Raw genomic sequence first — 14,479 nt, forward strand, 5'->3', positions numbered from 1 at the left:
TGGCTGCGGGACTCGCGAACCGCGGTGCTCGATACCGGCAAGGCCTTTGTGGCCTGGGACCAATGGGAAACGAACGGCTCCCGGGCCGCCGGCGCCGTCTCCTTCAACGTCGTGACCGCCGTCTTCACCCGCGGCGGCGGCGCCGCCGTGGAGGGCGCAGGCAAGGCCGGCGCACTCGCCAAGGGACTGGCCACCGTCAGCAAGGTCGGCAGCGCCGTCGACCCGATGACCTACGCCATCAAGGGCGCGGGCGCGACCCTGTCAAAGGTCAGCGACGTAATGGCCCGCCTCAAGGACCTCGGCCACGTCAAGGTCCCGAAGATCTCCGAGGGCGCCTACAGCCTGCCCGAAGGCGCCGTCGAGATGCCGGACGGCACGATCCAGCTGCCCAAGGGCACTGCCGTCCCGGAAGGGGCGACCAAACTCCCCGACGGCAGCATCGAACTGCCCAAGGACACGGTCACCTTCCCGCCGGGGACTGTAAAGAACCCATTCAACGGCAAGTACATGGTCCCCAGAGGCGACCTCTACAACGCGGACGGCAGCCTCTTCCAGCGCGCCGAGGATGCCCACCAGGAGAACCCCGCCCCACGCACCACGGGCACCGACAACCCACAGGTCGAGACCCCGGCCCGCCAGGAACAGCGGGTCCCGGCCGGCGTCGGCGGACGGGGCGACGACTTCACACGCGTCGGCTCGGAAATCCCCGGCTCGGGCCGTGCTAGCCACGGCGGCGCTGGCCCGCACGACAACACCCCTATGGGCTACGTCGGCGACCATGGCGCCCCGGGCGGCAACGCGGGCACCCACTTGCCCACGAACAACCTGGACAACGGGGCAGGCGGAGCAGGCCGGACCGGCGACAACACCCCCACGACCGGAGGCGGCCACACGGATACGCCGTCCACAGGCGGCACCGGCCCAAACTCCCCGTCTGCGGGCGGCGGCCGCGACCTCCCTGGCGGCTCGACGGCCGACAATGGTCTCCCGGGCTCCGGTCATCCGGAAACCCCGAGCGCAGGGAGCCTGGACGACGCAGCTCACGGCGCAGACGACGCGGCGGATGGAGCGGGGCACGCGGGCGATGGCGCGGACGCGCCCACGAACCATGCGGACGCGAGCACTGGGACGGGCGATCACGGCAACGTCGGAGAGCGAGAGCTGACTGCGGCCGAGCGGAAGAAGCTCCAAGACAGGCATGTGTGGTTGGCTAACAACAACCCCGAGTGGCGCGACAAGTACTATCGGGCCAGCGACGGCCATCGTTGGGAAAAGGCTGTAAAGGTGGACGGCGTCGAGCTGCCCATCCTGAAGAAACTTCCCGATGGCAGTTTTGTAGCCAAGTACGATCTGCCGCACGGACCGTCTGAGGTCAAGCACGGCCGGACTCCGCTCAAGCCGGATTCCGCTGATTCCGCGCACCTTCCGAAGCTTAATGAGGCGGCGAAGAACAGCAGGGTGAGCGTGGATCTCACCAACGCGGTGAGGGAATTCAAGGAGAATCCGTCGGCCGAAAATAAGGGCGTTCTCGAAGCCGCACAGAAGGCCTATCATGATCAGCTCGGTGACGTGCCCAACAACAGTAAGCACTCCGAGAAGCTTGGAGAGATGGCGGCCAGGCGCCACGCCATCCCGACGCTGTTCAAGGATAAGAACCCCGAATGGATCCGACTTCCGAAGACACCTAATGGCGCCAACATGCTCGACGACCTTTATAAGCTCGACGATGGCAGCTACCTCGTCGTCGAGGAAAAGGGGCCGAAGGCGGATCTCAATCCTCCCCGCCTTGGTGCTGGGCCAGCTGCGAACATGATGGTCAAGCAAGGCACCAAGCCGTACCTCCAGACGATCTTCCACGAGATGTGGAAGCGAGGCGGCAAGGACAGGAAACTCGCAGAAGCGCTCATCGATGCACTCGAGGACGGGAAGCTGCAGTACGTCCTGGTCAAGGGGAAGGAGAAAGGGGGCGTCTACGATGGTTCCGTGCTGGAGCACTTCAAGGTCTACTAGCTGAAGCACTTCAAGTTCTACCTAGAGGAGAGATTCAGTGGTCACGAGCGTTCCCCGCCATGACTTCCCGGCAGAGGCAACCCAGGAGGACATGGCAGCGCTCATGGAGAGCACCAGCCGGGTCATCGATCGCCTTGAACAATCGGAGATGTCCCGCTCCCGGGCCCTCGACTGCACCTTGCACGTGGCCATGTCATGCTGCGCGGCCGACCCTCAGGCAACGAAGTTGGAGACATGGGAGGCGTGGGTCACGGCCATGCAAGTCGGCTCCGCGCTGTTTGATTCGGCTATGGCGGCGGAAGGCCCCGTGCCATGCCGCATCGGGATCGCCGGGGAAGCGAAGCATCTCCCGGCGACCGGACCAACCTCCTACACGCACGCGGGGGCTTGGCTCACCTCGGTCTACCTGGCAACGATCTGCCGTGAGAACGAGCGCCTCGACAGGCTCATGCAGGTGCCAGTGTCTTTCCTCCGTGAGTCCGGCGCCGTGTTCGACGAGTACGTCTACAGCTGGGTGGAGGCCCTGCAAAGCTATTGGTTCCGCCGGGCGGACGATATGTGGAACAAGCTGGTCGAGGCGATTGACGGCGCCAGCCCCCAGGTTGCCCGGATCGCCGACGCGGAGACGTTGCTGAAGATCCTTTATCCGCCGCTCGAGCTTTTCCAGCTCTACAACCGCGGGGAGACCGAGAAATTCAACGCCTCGCTGACCGAATTCCTCACCTGGCACAAGCAGTACTGGACCAGCGACGAAGCGCGATCCCTGGACGGCGATGGCCTGGTGGCCCTCGCCCCTCTCGCCATTGCATGCATGGCCTACGACAACGACTTCCCGATCGAGGTCGATTCTGAGTACCTGCCCAAAGAGCTTCTGCAGTTCGGCTGGGTCGGCGAGGTCGACGCTTGAGCTACGACCGGCCGATCGCAGAACTCGTGCCGCCCAAGTAGCACTTCACCTACCGCGCGATGACGGCCAAGGAAATTCGTGCGGGGATGGGCGACAACACCGACCCCAAGGGCGGCCGCCACGACCACCGATGTGAGCGTTGTGCTCCCTCCCCATGAGTGCGCCGGCCACGGGGGGGGCGGTTCTGCCCCTGTTTGCCGCCGTTCGGCGGCAACCCAGCTCGGTCTGGGCGCCTAACCCCCTCTCCGTGGCTTTGAGTGACAGGAGAATTTGACGGTGGCGCGACAGGGCAGCCCCTCGGCCGACGAGGAGGCTGTTGAGCGCCTGGCCGAAGATCTCGAGGACAGCGTCCGGGGCCTGGATGCGTCGTCGGCCGTCTTCGGCGTGGCGCTGAACGAGGCGCTTCTGCAAGTGCAGGTGCACCAGGCACTCAACCCCCGGGGTAACCGACTCCCGACCTGGCTGGCCACTGTCTCCGCGATGCAGGTCGGTACGGCAGCCTTCGCCGCTGCGGCGGCCGACGGACCGATCGAAGCACGCATCACGGATGAAATTCGCACCATCCAGGCGACGGGGCCGCAGTTCTACGCGAACGCCGGGAACTGGCTGACCACGCTCTGGTTCGTCATCATCTGCCGTGACCAAGCACGTATGGACGCCATGTGCCAGGTGCCGCTCGATCTCCTACGGGCGTCTGGAGCACAGGGTGACGAGTACGTCTACCACTGGGTCGACAGCCTCCAGACATACTGGCGCGAGGAGCCAGGACTCGCCGAGAAGCTGACGACGACGATAGAGATGTCCGACCCGGACGTCGCAACGATCGCGCCTCGCGACCTCCTCCAGTGCATCCTGTATCCACCAATCCACCTCTTCTACCAGTTCATTCGCAAGGATCACGAGGGCTTCAACCAGGCGCTCGCGGAGGCGCTCGAACTCCATAAGACGTACTGGAACCGGGAAGACCGCTCCGATGACATCGCCGGCTACCTCGCCCTGGGGCCACTGGCCATGGCATGCCTCGCCTACGACGCCGGCATCCCGATCGAGGTCGAATCCGAGTACCTGCCCATCCGGCTCCTGGATCGTTCCTGGCTGGGCGAGTTCGACACGTGAGACACACAAGCGCGCCCCGCCACCTCGCGGGCCAGTGGCCGGGAGTCAGCCGCAGTGTCGCGGCGTCGGCGGAAGTAGATGACCTGAGCATTGATGACGTGAGTGATGGCCCCGAGAGAGCTCGCGGCGGCTTTGAGTTCCGGGCCTCCTCGACGCTGCCCACACAGGCGACATCAGCAGGCGGTAGCGGCCCAGGCACCGGCGAACAGTCACGCCCGGCCGCAGGACGGCTGGAGGTTTGACAGGTCGCTGTGTCGCCCATACGGGCGTGCAATCAAGGAGTCTTCCGTGACCGTTACTGTCGCCCGGCATGGTGCGCCAGGCCCCAATGCTGCGGAATGGGCGCAGGAGCTGGGCCAGGACCTTCTGGAGGATATCGACGAACTTGAGCAGTCCTCGGAGATGATCGACTCTACGTTCAATACCGCTCTTCTGTACCTGCAAGCCCGCTGCACGATCGATCCGCGATCCGCGGAGCTGGAGACGTGGGAAGCGGTCGTCAACGCGATGCAGCTGGGCTCTGCAATGTTCGCCGCGGCAGGCGTGAGCGAGGGCACTGTCGAGTGCCGAATCGACCGGGAGCTACGCAATATCCCAGCGCTCGGTCCGAGTTCTTTCGCTGACGCGGGTAACTGGCTGACGTCGTTCTGGTTGGCGGTTGTGTGCCGGGACCAGAAGCGGATGACGGAGCTGTGCGAGATCCCGCTTGACCGCCTCCGTTCGCCAGAGGGGGCGTACTACGAGTACATCTACCACTGGGTGGACGTCCTGCAGACGTACTGGTTGCAGCGGCCGGGTGTGGTGGACAAGCTCATCGCCGCGATCGAGACGTCGCACCCAGACGCGGCTTCGGTCACTCCCCGACCCCTGCTGCAGGCCGTGCTCTACCCACCGATCAACCTCTTCCACCGCTTCGTCACCAAAGATGAACAGGGCTTCAACCAGGCTTTGGTGGAGGCGCTGGAGCTGCACAAGGCGTACTGGACCGCCGACGAGGACCGGGCGACGGACCCCGACGGTCGTATCGCTCTGGGCCCGCTCGCCGTTGCCTGCCTCGCCTACGACGGGGAGATCCCGATCGAGGTCGAGTCGGAGTACCTGCCCAAGCATCTTCTGCGGCGCGGTTGGCTCGGCGAGTTCCCCACGTGAGACATACGAACGTGTCCCGCCATCCCTTCCCCATGGGAAACGCTGTGGAAGGCATCGCCGTGCTCCAGGAGAACGCACAGGAGCTGATCGACGGGTTGGAGGAACGCTCCACCCGTCTGGGCGATGCCCTGGGCGCCACGCTCACTCTGGCGGAGGCACACTGCCTGATGGACCCGCGGGCCGCGATCTACCCCACGTGGGACGCCTGGGTGAATGCGATGCAGGTCGGCTCCGCCCTGTTCGCCGCCGCGACCACGACCGAAGAACACGTGCAGTGCCGCATCGCGCACAAGGACCGCACGCTCCGGGCCACCGGCCCGCAGTGGTACGTGCACCCGGGGTCCTGGCTCAGTGCCTTCTACCTGGCGGTGGTGTGCCGGGAGAAGGACAGGATCACAGCCCTCTGCCGGGTGCCGCTGTCCATGCTGCGAGAGAACGGCTCGCGCTTCGGGGAGTACGACTACGCCTGGATCGACACTCTCCAGACCTATTGGCTCGGAGGTCAGGACCTCGTCCCAAAGCTGGTGACTGCGGTTGACGCCACCGAACCGGAAGGTGTCGACGACCCTGAGACGGTGGGCAAGTTGCTGTACCCCCCAATGGAGATGTTCCACCGCTTCATCCGCAAGGACCGGGACGGCTTCAACCGGGCGCTGGCCAACGCCCTCCAGTGGCACAAGGAGTACTGGAGCGAGGAGGAGCGAGCCTTCCAGATCTCGGGCCTCGTCGCCCTCGCGCCCCTCGCCATGGCCTGTATCGCCCACGACGCGGGCATCCCCATCGAGGTCGAGTCCGAATACCTGCCCGCCGTCCTCATCAAGCGCAACTGGTGCGGAGAGTTCCCCACGTAAGCAGGCACACCGTCAGGCGACGGCCACGATCTCCCGGGCGGCAACACGGTCCCTGGCCAGTGGTCGCGAACCAAGCAATCCCGGCTTGAGTGCGGCCGCGGACACCTCGATCTGCTGGGAGCGGTGCCATGCCTCGGGTCGGCCGTGGCGTTCGCATTAGTGATATTCCGCCCGGTCCGCGCCGGGTCGCTGCACCGTTGACGAACACCAGGTCCCGGCGTGGGCGAGCGGGATGGGGCGTCCTCTGGGCCGCGCTGCGCGAAGTCACTGGGGCGTGATATTCGCCGGCGCCGAGGCCCCACCCGGAATAAATGCCTCCTGAGCTCGATTGTTCGTTTGCAGTGATCGCAGTGGAGCCGGGGGAGGCGTATGAGCAGCTTGAAGGCGTTCAGGGTGAGCGGTGGGCAGGCCACGGAGATTCCGGGATCGTCTGTGGCGCTGGAGCGTCATCTGCAGTCGCTGATCGAGGCCAATATGGAGGCGATGCTTGGCATCCGGTTCCTGGTCAGCGAGTACGCGACGGGTCGGCACCGGGGCCGGATCGACTCTCTGGGTTTGGATGAGAATGGGACGCCGGTCATCGTGGAGTACAAGCGCTCCCGCGATCAGAACGTCACGAATCAGGCGTTGTCGTATCTGTCGTGGCTCCATGACCACCACCATGAGTTTGAGAGCCTGGTCAAGGAGAAGCTGGGCACCGAGACGGCCGAGGCTATCGACTGGAGCAATCCCCGACTCGTCTGCATCGCCGGCGACTTCACTCACCACGACACAGTGGCCATCGAGATGATCGGCCGCCGCATCGACCTGGTGAGCTACCGGGTCTTCGACGATGTGCTGACGCTGCAGTTGGTCGCTTCCGTTGCTGGCGCCGCGGCTCCGGGCCGGGGAAGGGCTCCTGCCGCCTCTCGAGTCTCCAGTGCGGTTTCACCGAAGTCGGTTCAGCAGTACTTGGACGAGTCGCCGCAGGATCTTCAGGATCTGTACGCGGACCTTGACGAGGTGCTCTTGTCGCATGGGGATGTGCAGAAGGAGCCGCAGCTGCACTACGTCGCCTATCGGCGGATCAAGAATGTCGCCACGGTGCGTGTCCAGCCGCGGAACCGCATGGTGGTGGTCAACCTGAAGCTGGATCCGGATGCTGTGGAGTTGGAGGAGGGTTTCTCCCGGGACGTCCGTGGCCTGGGCTGCCTAGGAATCAAGGACGGCGTCGAGGTGCGCATCAGATCGCGCCAGGATCTCGCACGAGCAGGTGACCTCATCCGGCGGAGCGTCGAGGTGGGCTGAACTCGAACTGCCGAGGGCGGTTGCGTCATCGGGCTTTCGATGGCACAACCGCCCTTCTTCTGTGTCCTGCCCCGGTCTGTTGGGGCGCGCCGCTCTCATTCCTCGGGTCCCGCGAGTGCGAATTCGTCCTGGGTCAGGACACTTTGAAGGCGCTGTTCGGCGATGCCGGCGTAGTGGTCGGACAGTTCGACGCCGACGAAGTTGCGCCCCTCCTTTAGCGCGGCGATGCCGGTGGATCCGGAGCCGGTGAAGGGGTCGAGGATGGTGCCGCCGGGCGGGCAGACCTGAACGAGCTGCTGCATGACCTCGACGGGCTTCTGAGTGATGTGGACGCGGTCCTTGCGGGGCTGGGAGGCAATGTAGTGGCCGGGCAGGTAGAGGTCCCGGGTGTTGTCGAGGGTGCCCTTGACGCCCCAGAGGATGAACTCGGAGTCCTGCTTTGGCCCGCCCTTGCGGGGCCGTGAGGACGGCTTGATCCACGAGATGGTGCCCGACCAGGTCCAGCCGGCCATCTGCAGGGCGTCGGAGGTGGTGGGGTCCTGCCTCCAGTCGGAAAAGACCATGACGACGGCGTGTTCGGTGCTGGCGCGGTATGCCTCGGTGAGCAGTTCGGTCAGCCAGGCCCGGTAGGAGCGTTGGTCGCGATTTTCGCCGGGGAAGTTGGCGAGGTCGTGGCGGGCATCGCCGCTGGTGTACTTCGCTCGTGCGGTGCGGGCGGTGCGTTCGGAGCTGGTGCGTCCGCCGGAGTTGTAGGGCGGGTCGGTGATGACGGCGTCGACGCTCTCGTCCGGGAGGGACTTGAGGACGGTGAGCGCATCGCCTCGATGCAGGGTGTACGACGACATTCGGCGGATCTCTCTTTCCGAAGGACAGCCACATGCGCATATCCGCGGACTGGGATATGTGAATCAGGGCTGCTCAGGCAACCGCATGGACGGCTGCCTAGGCGGGCAGTGGGCTGGAGGTTAACTCCTTTCCTCCGGCCACACCCAATGACGTGATCTGTTCGTTCCTTTCATGATCAGGCTCGTTTGGTGTGGCCGGATTTTGTCTCTACAGTCTCGGCGTGTTCGCAGGACGGGCCCTGGTTCCAGCCCTGTTGAGCTGTGCTGATGCGTGTTGCCTCGTCCAATTGGCGGCCCGCTCTGCCCTCGTGAAAGCCCTGACGGATGCGAGGAGAGGATTTCACCGTGTGGTGCCTGAGATTACGAGCGCGGCTGGCTGCCGCATGCAATGAAAGGGCTGGCGCTTCGGAGTTAGCAGCTCCGAAGCGCGGCCCTCCCTTCGGGGACTTTCGAGTGTTTAACCGGTGTGGTGCCGGTGGCCTTTTCGACGAGAACGCCGGCACCACGCTGCCTACGAGTAAGGAGCTGCGATGCAGCATGCCCAGGCACGCCCCTCCCCCGAGCCGGATATCTGGATACGCCGAGCGTCCGGTGGTCGGCTGTGAAGAAGGTCGCCGCGATAGCCGGGGGCGTCGTCCTCGCCCCGTTGCTGCTGATTGCGCCCATTGCCGTCGCCCTGGCCGGTGCCAGCAACGCCCAGGCCGCCTGCGGCGACGCCGGTGGTGCTGGTGCGGTGGATGCCAAGGCCGTGGCCGAACATGTGGAGTCGATCCTGAAGGGCGGTAGCAAGGGTTCGGTGTCCGTTGCGGGGTTGGACAGCCCGAAGGAGCAGATACCGAACGCCAAGACGATCCTGGCCACCGGTGTCGCGATGAAGGTGCCCCCTCGCGGGCAGATTGTTGCGCTGGCGACTGCTTTGCAGGAGTCGGGGCTGCGGAACTTGGACTACGGCGACCGGGATTCTCTCGGCTTGTTCCAGCAGCGTCCCAGTCAGGGCTGGGGTACCGCGCAGCAGGTCCGGGATCCGGTGCATGCCTCGACGAAGTTCTACGAGGGGCTGTTGAAGGTCTCGGGCTGGCAGTCGATGACCGTCGCCCAGGCCGCGCAGGCGGTCCAGGCGAGCGGGTTCCCGGACGCCTATGCCAAGTGGGAACCGCTGGCCACGGCGCTGCAGAAGGCCGTCGCCAAGAACCTCCCCGCCAAGGGCAGTTCTGGCAAGGAAGCCGAGCCGGAGGTCTCCTCTGGTGGATGTGGGACGGGAGGCGATGGGAGCGGGTTCGGCCCGATCCCGGCCGGGTCCGTCCCCAAGGGCTACAAGATTCCGGCTGATGCGCCCAAGTCGGTTCGTACGGCGATCCGTTGGGGGCTCGGTCAGCTCGGCACTGCGTATCAGTGGGGTGGCAGCTGTACCGAGCCGCGAGGTCAGGATCCGATGGGTCGTTGTGATTGCTCGTCGTTGATGCAGGCGTCGTATAAGGCCGGTGGGGTCTCGATTTCCCGGACCACGTACACGCAGGTCAAGGAGGGTAAGGCGGTCAGCGTCGATGCCCTCAAGCCTGGTGATCTGCTCTTCACCCGCGGCAGTGCCGCTGTGCCGGAACACGTCGGGATGTTCATCGGCCAGGGGCTGGTACTGCAGGCCCCGCGAACCGGCGACGTGGTCAAGATCTCGACCCTCGCCTCCTGGCGGCCGGACATCCTCGCCGCCCGCCGGGTCGCCTGACCGGCCCTTTCCTCTCCTCTCTCCCTCCTTCCCCCTTTCTCCCCCTTCGGGCTTTCGCATGCCCATATTCGCACTGGAGTTCCCATGAAGCTCATGCAGCACGCCCAGTACCTGGCCTACAACCCCGGCGTCACGCCGAAGCAGGGCGGGCTCCCCGGTCTCGATGTCCTGAAGAACGTGATAGGCAGCATCAACCTGTTCGGCATCATCGCCACGGTCGGCGCCTTGGTCATCTCCGCGGTCGTCTGGGCCTGGGGCCACCACAGCGGCGGCCACCAGGCCGAGCAGAACGGCAAGAAGGGCACAGCCATCGCCGCTGGATGCGCCCTGCTGCTGGGCGCCGCAAACGGCATCGTCGCGTTCTTCTCCGCCATGGGAACGCAGGTTCACTGATGCCGAAAAAACGTCTCCGCAATGCCGAGGAGCGCACGTACTCAGAACCGACCTCGGTCCTGCGGCGCTCGCTGATCGGCGGCATCGCCCTCGCCGTGCTGCTGGCCGTCGCCGGCCTGGTCGCGTATCTCAACCGTACGGACAGCCCAGCCTCGGCCAAGCCCTCCCCACCATCGACATCCGCCCAGGAGCCGTCGCCCTCACCCGAGGCGACTGACGGCAAGCATGTCGCTGTCGCGGATCCTCCGAAGACGAGCGATCCGATCGAGTTCGCCAAGGCGGCCACGAAGGTCCTGTGGACGTACGACACCCGCGCCTTTTCCCAGGCCGAGCATCTGGCCGGGCTGAAGCGGTGGATGAGCGGCGAGAAGAAGTACGCCGACTGGAAGTCCATCACGGACCAGGTGCCCAGCCCGGTGCTGTGGGCGCGGATGCACGACAACCGCCAGCACGCGAGCGCCACCGTCGGCGAGGGTCACTTCCCGCAGGCGTTCAAGACCGCGCTGGCTCAGGATCCCGGTGCGATCACCGAGGCGTACCTCTACGCCGTCACGGTCACCGGCAACCAGACCCTGGCTTGGAAGGGCTCGGGAGCCGGTGCCGAGGCCCGTTCGATGACCCTCGCCGTCCAGTGCCGTCCGCACCAGGACTGCGCGCTGGCGGCCGTCCTGCCCAACGCCGCGCCATGAGCGCCCTGATCCCGGAGAAGGAGGTGCCCTGATGGGAGCCTGCGACCTTCCTCTGATGAATACGGTCTGCGACGCCGTCGGCGGCGTTGTCAGCTCCACCGGCGAGGCGGTCACCGACGGCATCGGTGCCTGGATCGCCAAGTCGATGGGCGAGGTGGCCCAGTCCGCGGCCGACCTCGCGTCCAAGGCGGTCGACCAGACCACCGCCATCGACCTGAACGCCGAGTGGTTCCGCAACAACTACGAACTGCTGTTGCCGATCGGGTTGATCCTGACGGTGGGCACGTTCTGCCTGCAGCTGACCCGTGCTGCCTGGCGCAGGGACGAACGTGCCCTTGCCCAGGCCGCGTTCGGGACCATGGTGGGCGTCTTCTTCGCCTTCGCCGCCATCGCCTGCACCACCGTCGCCATCACCGTGGTCGACGCGCTCAGTGCCGGTCTGTTCAAAGCCGCCAACAGTTCCGTCGATGACGCGGTCCGCCGCATAATCAAGGTCAACGAGCTGGGGGCGATGTATGGCCTGGGCTGGGGTGTCCCCTCGATCATCGCGCTCGGCTGCGCGATCGGGGCGTTCTTGTACTGGGCCGTGATGGTCGCCCGCAAGGTCGGCATCCTCGTCCTCGTCACCTTGGCCATCTTCGCCGGGGCCGGCGGCGGCTGGGAAGTGGCCCGGCGCTGGCGCCGCGGCTGGACCGAGGCCACGGCCACCCTGATCGTCAGCAAACTGCTGATGACGATCGTGTTCTTGCTGGGCGTCTCGGCCATGGGCAAGTCCGACTCGCACGGTGGGCTCGCTGCCCTGTCGGATGCGATCGCGGGCATCGTCGTGATGGTCCTGGTGATGCTCTGCCCCTACGCCACCTACAAGTTCATCCACTGGGCCGCGGATGGCGGGGGCCACGATGACCTGCACCGCACCGGCGTGGCAGGCATGGCGGTGGCGGCGGGTGCGGCCAAGACCGCAGGCCAGCTCGCCATGCAGGCGGGCACCGGGACACCCGCTCCGCAGGGCCCGTCGAAGGTGCCGGGCCAGGGCACGGACGGTGTCGCCTCCGGCATCGACCCAACCGGCGGCTCAAGCGGTGGCGGAAAGACAAAGCAGACCCGCTTCCGCTACGGCGAGGACCCCAACGCCACCGGCGACAAGGGCCGAGCGCTGATCCAACGGCCTCCCACGGACGGCGACCGCGGCCAACCCCTGATCCAGCGCCCCGGCCAGACGGCCACCTCAGGCGCGGGAGCGGCCACTGCGCCGGTCTCCTCCGCGCCGGTGCCCCAGGGCGCCTCGGCCGCGGCGAGTACACGGATGGACCCGCCTGCGCCACGGCCCAGCAGTCCGCCACCGGCAAGCGGGCCTCCTCCGCAGGGCGGCAGCACTCCGCAGCGGTGGACCTACCCCAAGCCACCGGGTGGATCGGGCTCGTAGCCCTCATCTGACGGGGGCGGGCGCCTGCCGCGCTCGGCCCGCCCGCCCCCGCCTCTTCTTCCTTCCTTCTCCACGTTCCAAGGACGGCCTTGCCATGCATCCCGACGCTTCTCTGCCTGACGGACCGGTCACCGTGAAGTTCCCCCACCGCTCACGCCGCGGCGTACTGCTCGGCCTCTCGGTCGCCCAGCTCATCGTCGTCACCCTCACCGGCTTGGCCCTGCTCGCGGTGCTGATGCAATCCGGCGTCACCGGTGCGCTCAAGCTCATCCCGCTGTGGGCAGTCATCCTGGCGGGGGTCTTCATCCGCCACCGCGGACGGTCCCTCGCCGACTGGGCACCCATCGCCCTGCGCTATGCGCTGCGGCGTTTCAAGGGCCAGCTCATCTGGCTCGCCCGCCCCTCCCGCCGACCGCGACGCGAGGGCCTGCTCCACCTGCCCGGCACAGCCGCCTCCCTGCGGGTGGTCACCTCCCCGGACGGCCGGTTCGGTGCGGTGCACGATCCGCACCACGGCACCCTGACCGCCGTGGTGAAGGTTTCCTCCCGCGCCTTCGCCCTGCTCGACCCGGCAACCCAGACCAGCAACGTCGCAGGCTGGGGCCGCACCCTGGCCGCCCTCTCCCGTTCCGGGCACATCGCTCGGGTCCAGGTGCTGGAGCGGACCGTGCCCGACTCCGGCGATGCACTCAACCGCTACTGGAGCGAGCACGGCAACGCCGACACCCACCTCGCCGGACCCATCTACAGCGACCTGCTGGCCGCCGCCGGTCCCGCCGCGGCCCCGCACGAGGCGTACGTCGCTCTCGCGCTCGATCTCAAGGCCGCCCGGCGCCTAATCAACCAGGCCGGCGGCGGACTCACCGGCGCCTTCGCCGTCCTGTCCCAACTCACCTCCACCTTCGACCAGGCCGCCCGCAACTCCGGTCTCATGCCCAGCGGCTGGCTGGGGGCAAGCGAGATCGCCGCCGTGATCCGCACCGCCTACGACCCCAAGGCATCCCCAGCCCTGGACCAGTGGTCCGAGGCAGGCCGCCCCCAGGCCGACCCAGCGGCTGCCGGCCCGGTCGTTCTGGTGGAGAAGGCCGACCGGATCCAGACCGACTCCGCCCGCCATGCCACGTACTGGATCGAGAACTGGCCCCGCATCGAAACCTCCCCCGGCTTCCTGCACCAGCTCCTGTTCACCTCCGGGGTGCGCCGCACCCTGTCGCTGACCTACGCCCCCAAGGGGCTGGACGCCGCGCTCAAGGACGTGCAGCGCAAGAAGGCCACCGTGATCGCCGATGCCGCCGAGCGGCAGCGCAAGGGCCAGGTCGACTCCGAAGAGGACTCCGTCGAGTACGCCGACATCAAGCAGCGCGAACGCCAGCTGATCGCCGGCCACGCCGACGTCGCCCTGACCGGCCTGCTCACCGTCAGCGCCGACACCGACGACGAACTCGACTCCGCCTGCGCCGCCATCGAAACGGCCGCTGTCGCCGCCCTGCTCGATCTGCGGCTGCTGACCTGGCAGCAGGCCGAAGCCTTCACCAACGCCGCCCTCCCGCTGGCCCGCCCCTAGCGCCTTCCAGCACCACCCATCGCGCTCAACCGAAGGGCCACTCCCATGCCGACCGATCCCCTGCCCGACCTGGCCGCGGACTTCGTCCCGTTCGCCACCGCGGCGCTCGACTTCCACCGGGCGATCAACCTCCCCGCCGGGCCGATGGCCGCACACCGCACCGAGCTGGACGCCCTCCACGCCCACCTCACCGCCCTGTACGGCCTGCTCGACACCCACGCCGCCCGCACCACTCCGGTGGCCGAGGCCGAGGGCGATCACCTGCGAGCCTGCCGAGTCCGCCTGTGGCAAGCCGCCGAACACCTCCACGACGCCTACCACTCAGCCCCTCACCGCGGCGCCGACCGCCATCCCACGCGGGAGGCGTGCCGGGCCCGGCTCCCCGAAGGCGCGCCCGAACTGACCATTTGCCAGCGCCACCTGGCCACCGCCGCACACGTCCGCCGTGACCACACGCCGGCCGATCTGCGCGACCCGTTCACCGGCCTGACCCGCCACTGACCTGCTGGAGCACCCCGT

13 protein-coding genes are annotated in these 14,479 nt (G+C 66.9%); 12 read left to right on the plus strand and 1 reads right to left on the minus strand.

Features of this window, described 5'->3' with window-relative positions; all coding sequences use genetic code 11:
- The 6 genes from ACIRPT_RS38240 to ACIRPT_RS38265 form a co-directional block, all read left to right on the plus strand.
- A partial coding sequence (locus ACIRPT_RS38240) for a hypothetical protein (RefSeq protein WP_403836080.1) occupies nt 1-2,010 on the plus strand: 2,010 nt, incomplete at its 5' end.
- Between the two features lie 37 nt (nt 2,011-2,047).
- A complete protein-coding gene (locus ACIRPT_RS38245) occupies nt 2,048-2,917 on the plus strand; it encodes an immunity 49 family protein (RefSeq protein ID WP_403836082.1) in 870 nt (289 codons plus the stop codon).
- Between the two features lie 276 nt (nt 2,918-3,193).
- Nucleotides 3,194-4,033, plus strand: coding sequence for an immunity 49 family protein (locus ACIRPT_RS38250; RefSeq protein WP_403836084.1), 840 nt, complete (start codon nt 3,194-3,196; stop codon nt 4,031-4,033).
- A gap of 288 nt (nt 4,034-4,321) precedes the next feature.
- On the plus strand, nt 4,322-5,182 hold the full coding sequence (locus tag ACIRPT_RS38255; protein WP_403836086.1) for an immunity 49 family protein: 861 nt from the start codon (nt 4,322-4,324) through the stop codon (nt 5,180-5,182).
- 32 nt (nt 5,183-5,214) lie between these two features.
- Complete coding sequence (locus ACIRPT_RS38260; RefSeq protein WP_403836088.1) at nt 5,215-6,033, plus strand: immunity 49 family protein; 819 nt, start codon at nt 5,215-5,217, stop codon at nt 6,031-6,033.
- A 369-nt stretch (nt 6,034-6,402) separates the two neighbouring features.
- Nucleotides 6,403-7,320 (plus strand): DUF5655 domain-containing protein, encoded by a 918-nt coding sequence (locus ACIRPT_RS38265; RefSeq protein WP_403836090.1) that lies wholly within the window; start codon nt 6,403-6,405, stop codon nt 7,318-7,320.
- Nucleotides 7,321-7,415: 95 nt separating this feature from the next.
- Here the strand turns inward: ACIRPT_RS38265 and ACIRPT_RS38270 are convergent, their stop codons facing one another.
- Nucleotides 7,416-8,165, minus strand: coding sequence for a DNA-methyltransferase (locus ACIRPT_RS38270; RefSeq protein WP_403836092.1), 750 nt, complete (start codon nt 8,163-8,165; stop codon nt 7,416-7,418).
- 601 nt (nt 8,166-8,766) lie between these two features.
- Between ACIRPT_RS38270 and ACIRPT_RS38275 the strand changes: the two genes are divergently transcribed.
- The 6 genes from ACIRPT_RS38275 to ACIRPT_RS38300 all read left to right on the plus strand — a co-directional run bounded on the left by ACIRPT_RS38275 (nt 8,767) and on the right by ACIRPT_RS38300 (nt 14,461).
- Nucleotides 8,767-9,888, plus strand: coding sequence for a C40 family peptidase (locus tag ACIRPT_RS38275; RefSeq protein WP_403836094.1), 1,122 nt, complete (start codon nt 8,767-8,769; stop codon nt 9,886-9,888).
- Between the two features lie 84 nt (nt 9,889-9,972).
- Entirely contained in the window at nt 9,973-10,281 is a 309-nt protein-coding gene (locus ACIRPT_RS38280) for a DUF6112 family protein (protein ID WP_030068283.1), read from the plus strand.
- Nucleotides 10,281-10,970 carry a hypothetical protein gene (locus tag ACIRPT_RS38285; RefSeq protein ID WP_403836096.1) on the plus strand — a complete coding sequence of 230 codons (690 nt, stop codon included), beginning with the start codon at nt 10,281-10,283 and terminating at the stop codon, nt 10,968-10,970. Before ACIRPT_RS38280 ends, ACIRPT_RS38285 begins: the two co-directional genes overlap by 1 nt.
- A gap of 31 nt (nt 10,971-11,001) precedes the next feature.
- Nucleotides 11,002-12,396 carry an ATP-binding protein gene (locus tag ACIRPT_RS38290; protein ID WP_403836098.1) on the plus strand — a complete coding sequence of 465 codons (1,395 nt, stop codon included), beginning with the start codon at nt 11,002-11,004 and terminating at the stop codon, nt 12,394-12,396.
- 94 nt (nt 12,397-12,490) lie between these two features.
- On the plus strand, nt 12,491-13,960 hold the full coding sequence (locus tag ACIRPT_RS38295) for an SCO6880 family protein (protein WP_403836100.1): 1,470 nt from the start codon (nt 12,491-12,493) through the stop codon (nt 13,958-13,960).
- A 45-nt stretch (nt 13,961-14,005) separates the two neighbouring features.
- Nucleotides 14,006-14,461, plus strand: a complete 456-nt coding sequence (locus tag ACIRPT_RS38300; RefSeq protein ID WP_403836102.1) for a DUF6238 family protein — start codon at nt 14,006-14,008, stop codon at nt 14,459-14,461.
- Nucleotides 14,462-14,479 lie beyond the last annotated feature (18 nt).

This window comes from Streptomyces sp. NPDC101227 (assembly GCF_044767545.1).
Taxonomy (GTDB): domain Bacteria; phylum Actinomycetota; class Actinomycetes; order Streptomycetales; family Streptomycetaceae; genus Streptomyces.

Coding starts and splice junctions, on each gene's coding strand:
- ACIRPT_RS38295 (WP_403836100.1), top strand. CDS start 12,491: ATGCATCCCGACGCTTCTCTGCCTGACGGACCGGTCACCGTGAAGTTC.
- ACIRPT_RS38280 (WP_030068283.1), top strand. CDS start 9,973: ATGAAGCTCATGCAGCACGCCCAGTACCTGGCCTACAACCCCGGCGTC.
- ACIRPT_RS38270 (WP_403836092.1), bottom strand. CDS start 8,165: ATGTCGTCGTACACCCTGCATCGAGGCGATGCGCTCACCGTCCTCAAG.
- ACIRPT_RS38300 (WP_403836102.1), top strand. CDS start 14,006: ATGCCGACCGATCCCCTGCCCGACCTGGCCGCGGACTTCGTCCCGTTC.
- ACIRPT_RS38265 (WP_403836090.1), top strand. CDS start 6,403: ATGAGCAGCTTGAAGGCGTTCAGGGTGAGCGGTGGGCAGGCCACGGAG.
- ACIRPT_RS38285 (WP_403836096.1), top strand. CDS start 10,281: ATGCCGAAAAAACGTCTCCGCAATGCCGAGGAGCGCACGTACTCAGAA.
- ACIRPT_RS38290 (WP_403836098.1), top strand. CDS start 11,002: ATGGGAGCCTGCGACCTTCCTCTGATGAATACGGTCTGCGACGCCGTC.
- ACIRPT_RS38260 (WP_403836088.1), top strand. CDS start 5,215: ATGGGAAACGCTGTGGAAGGCATCGCCGTGCTCCAGGAGAACGCACAG.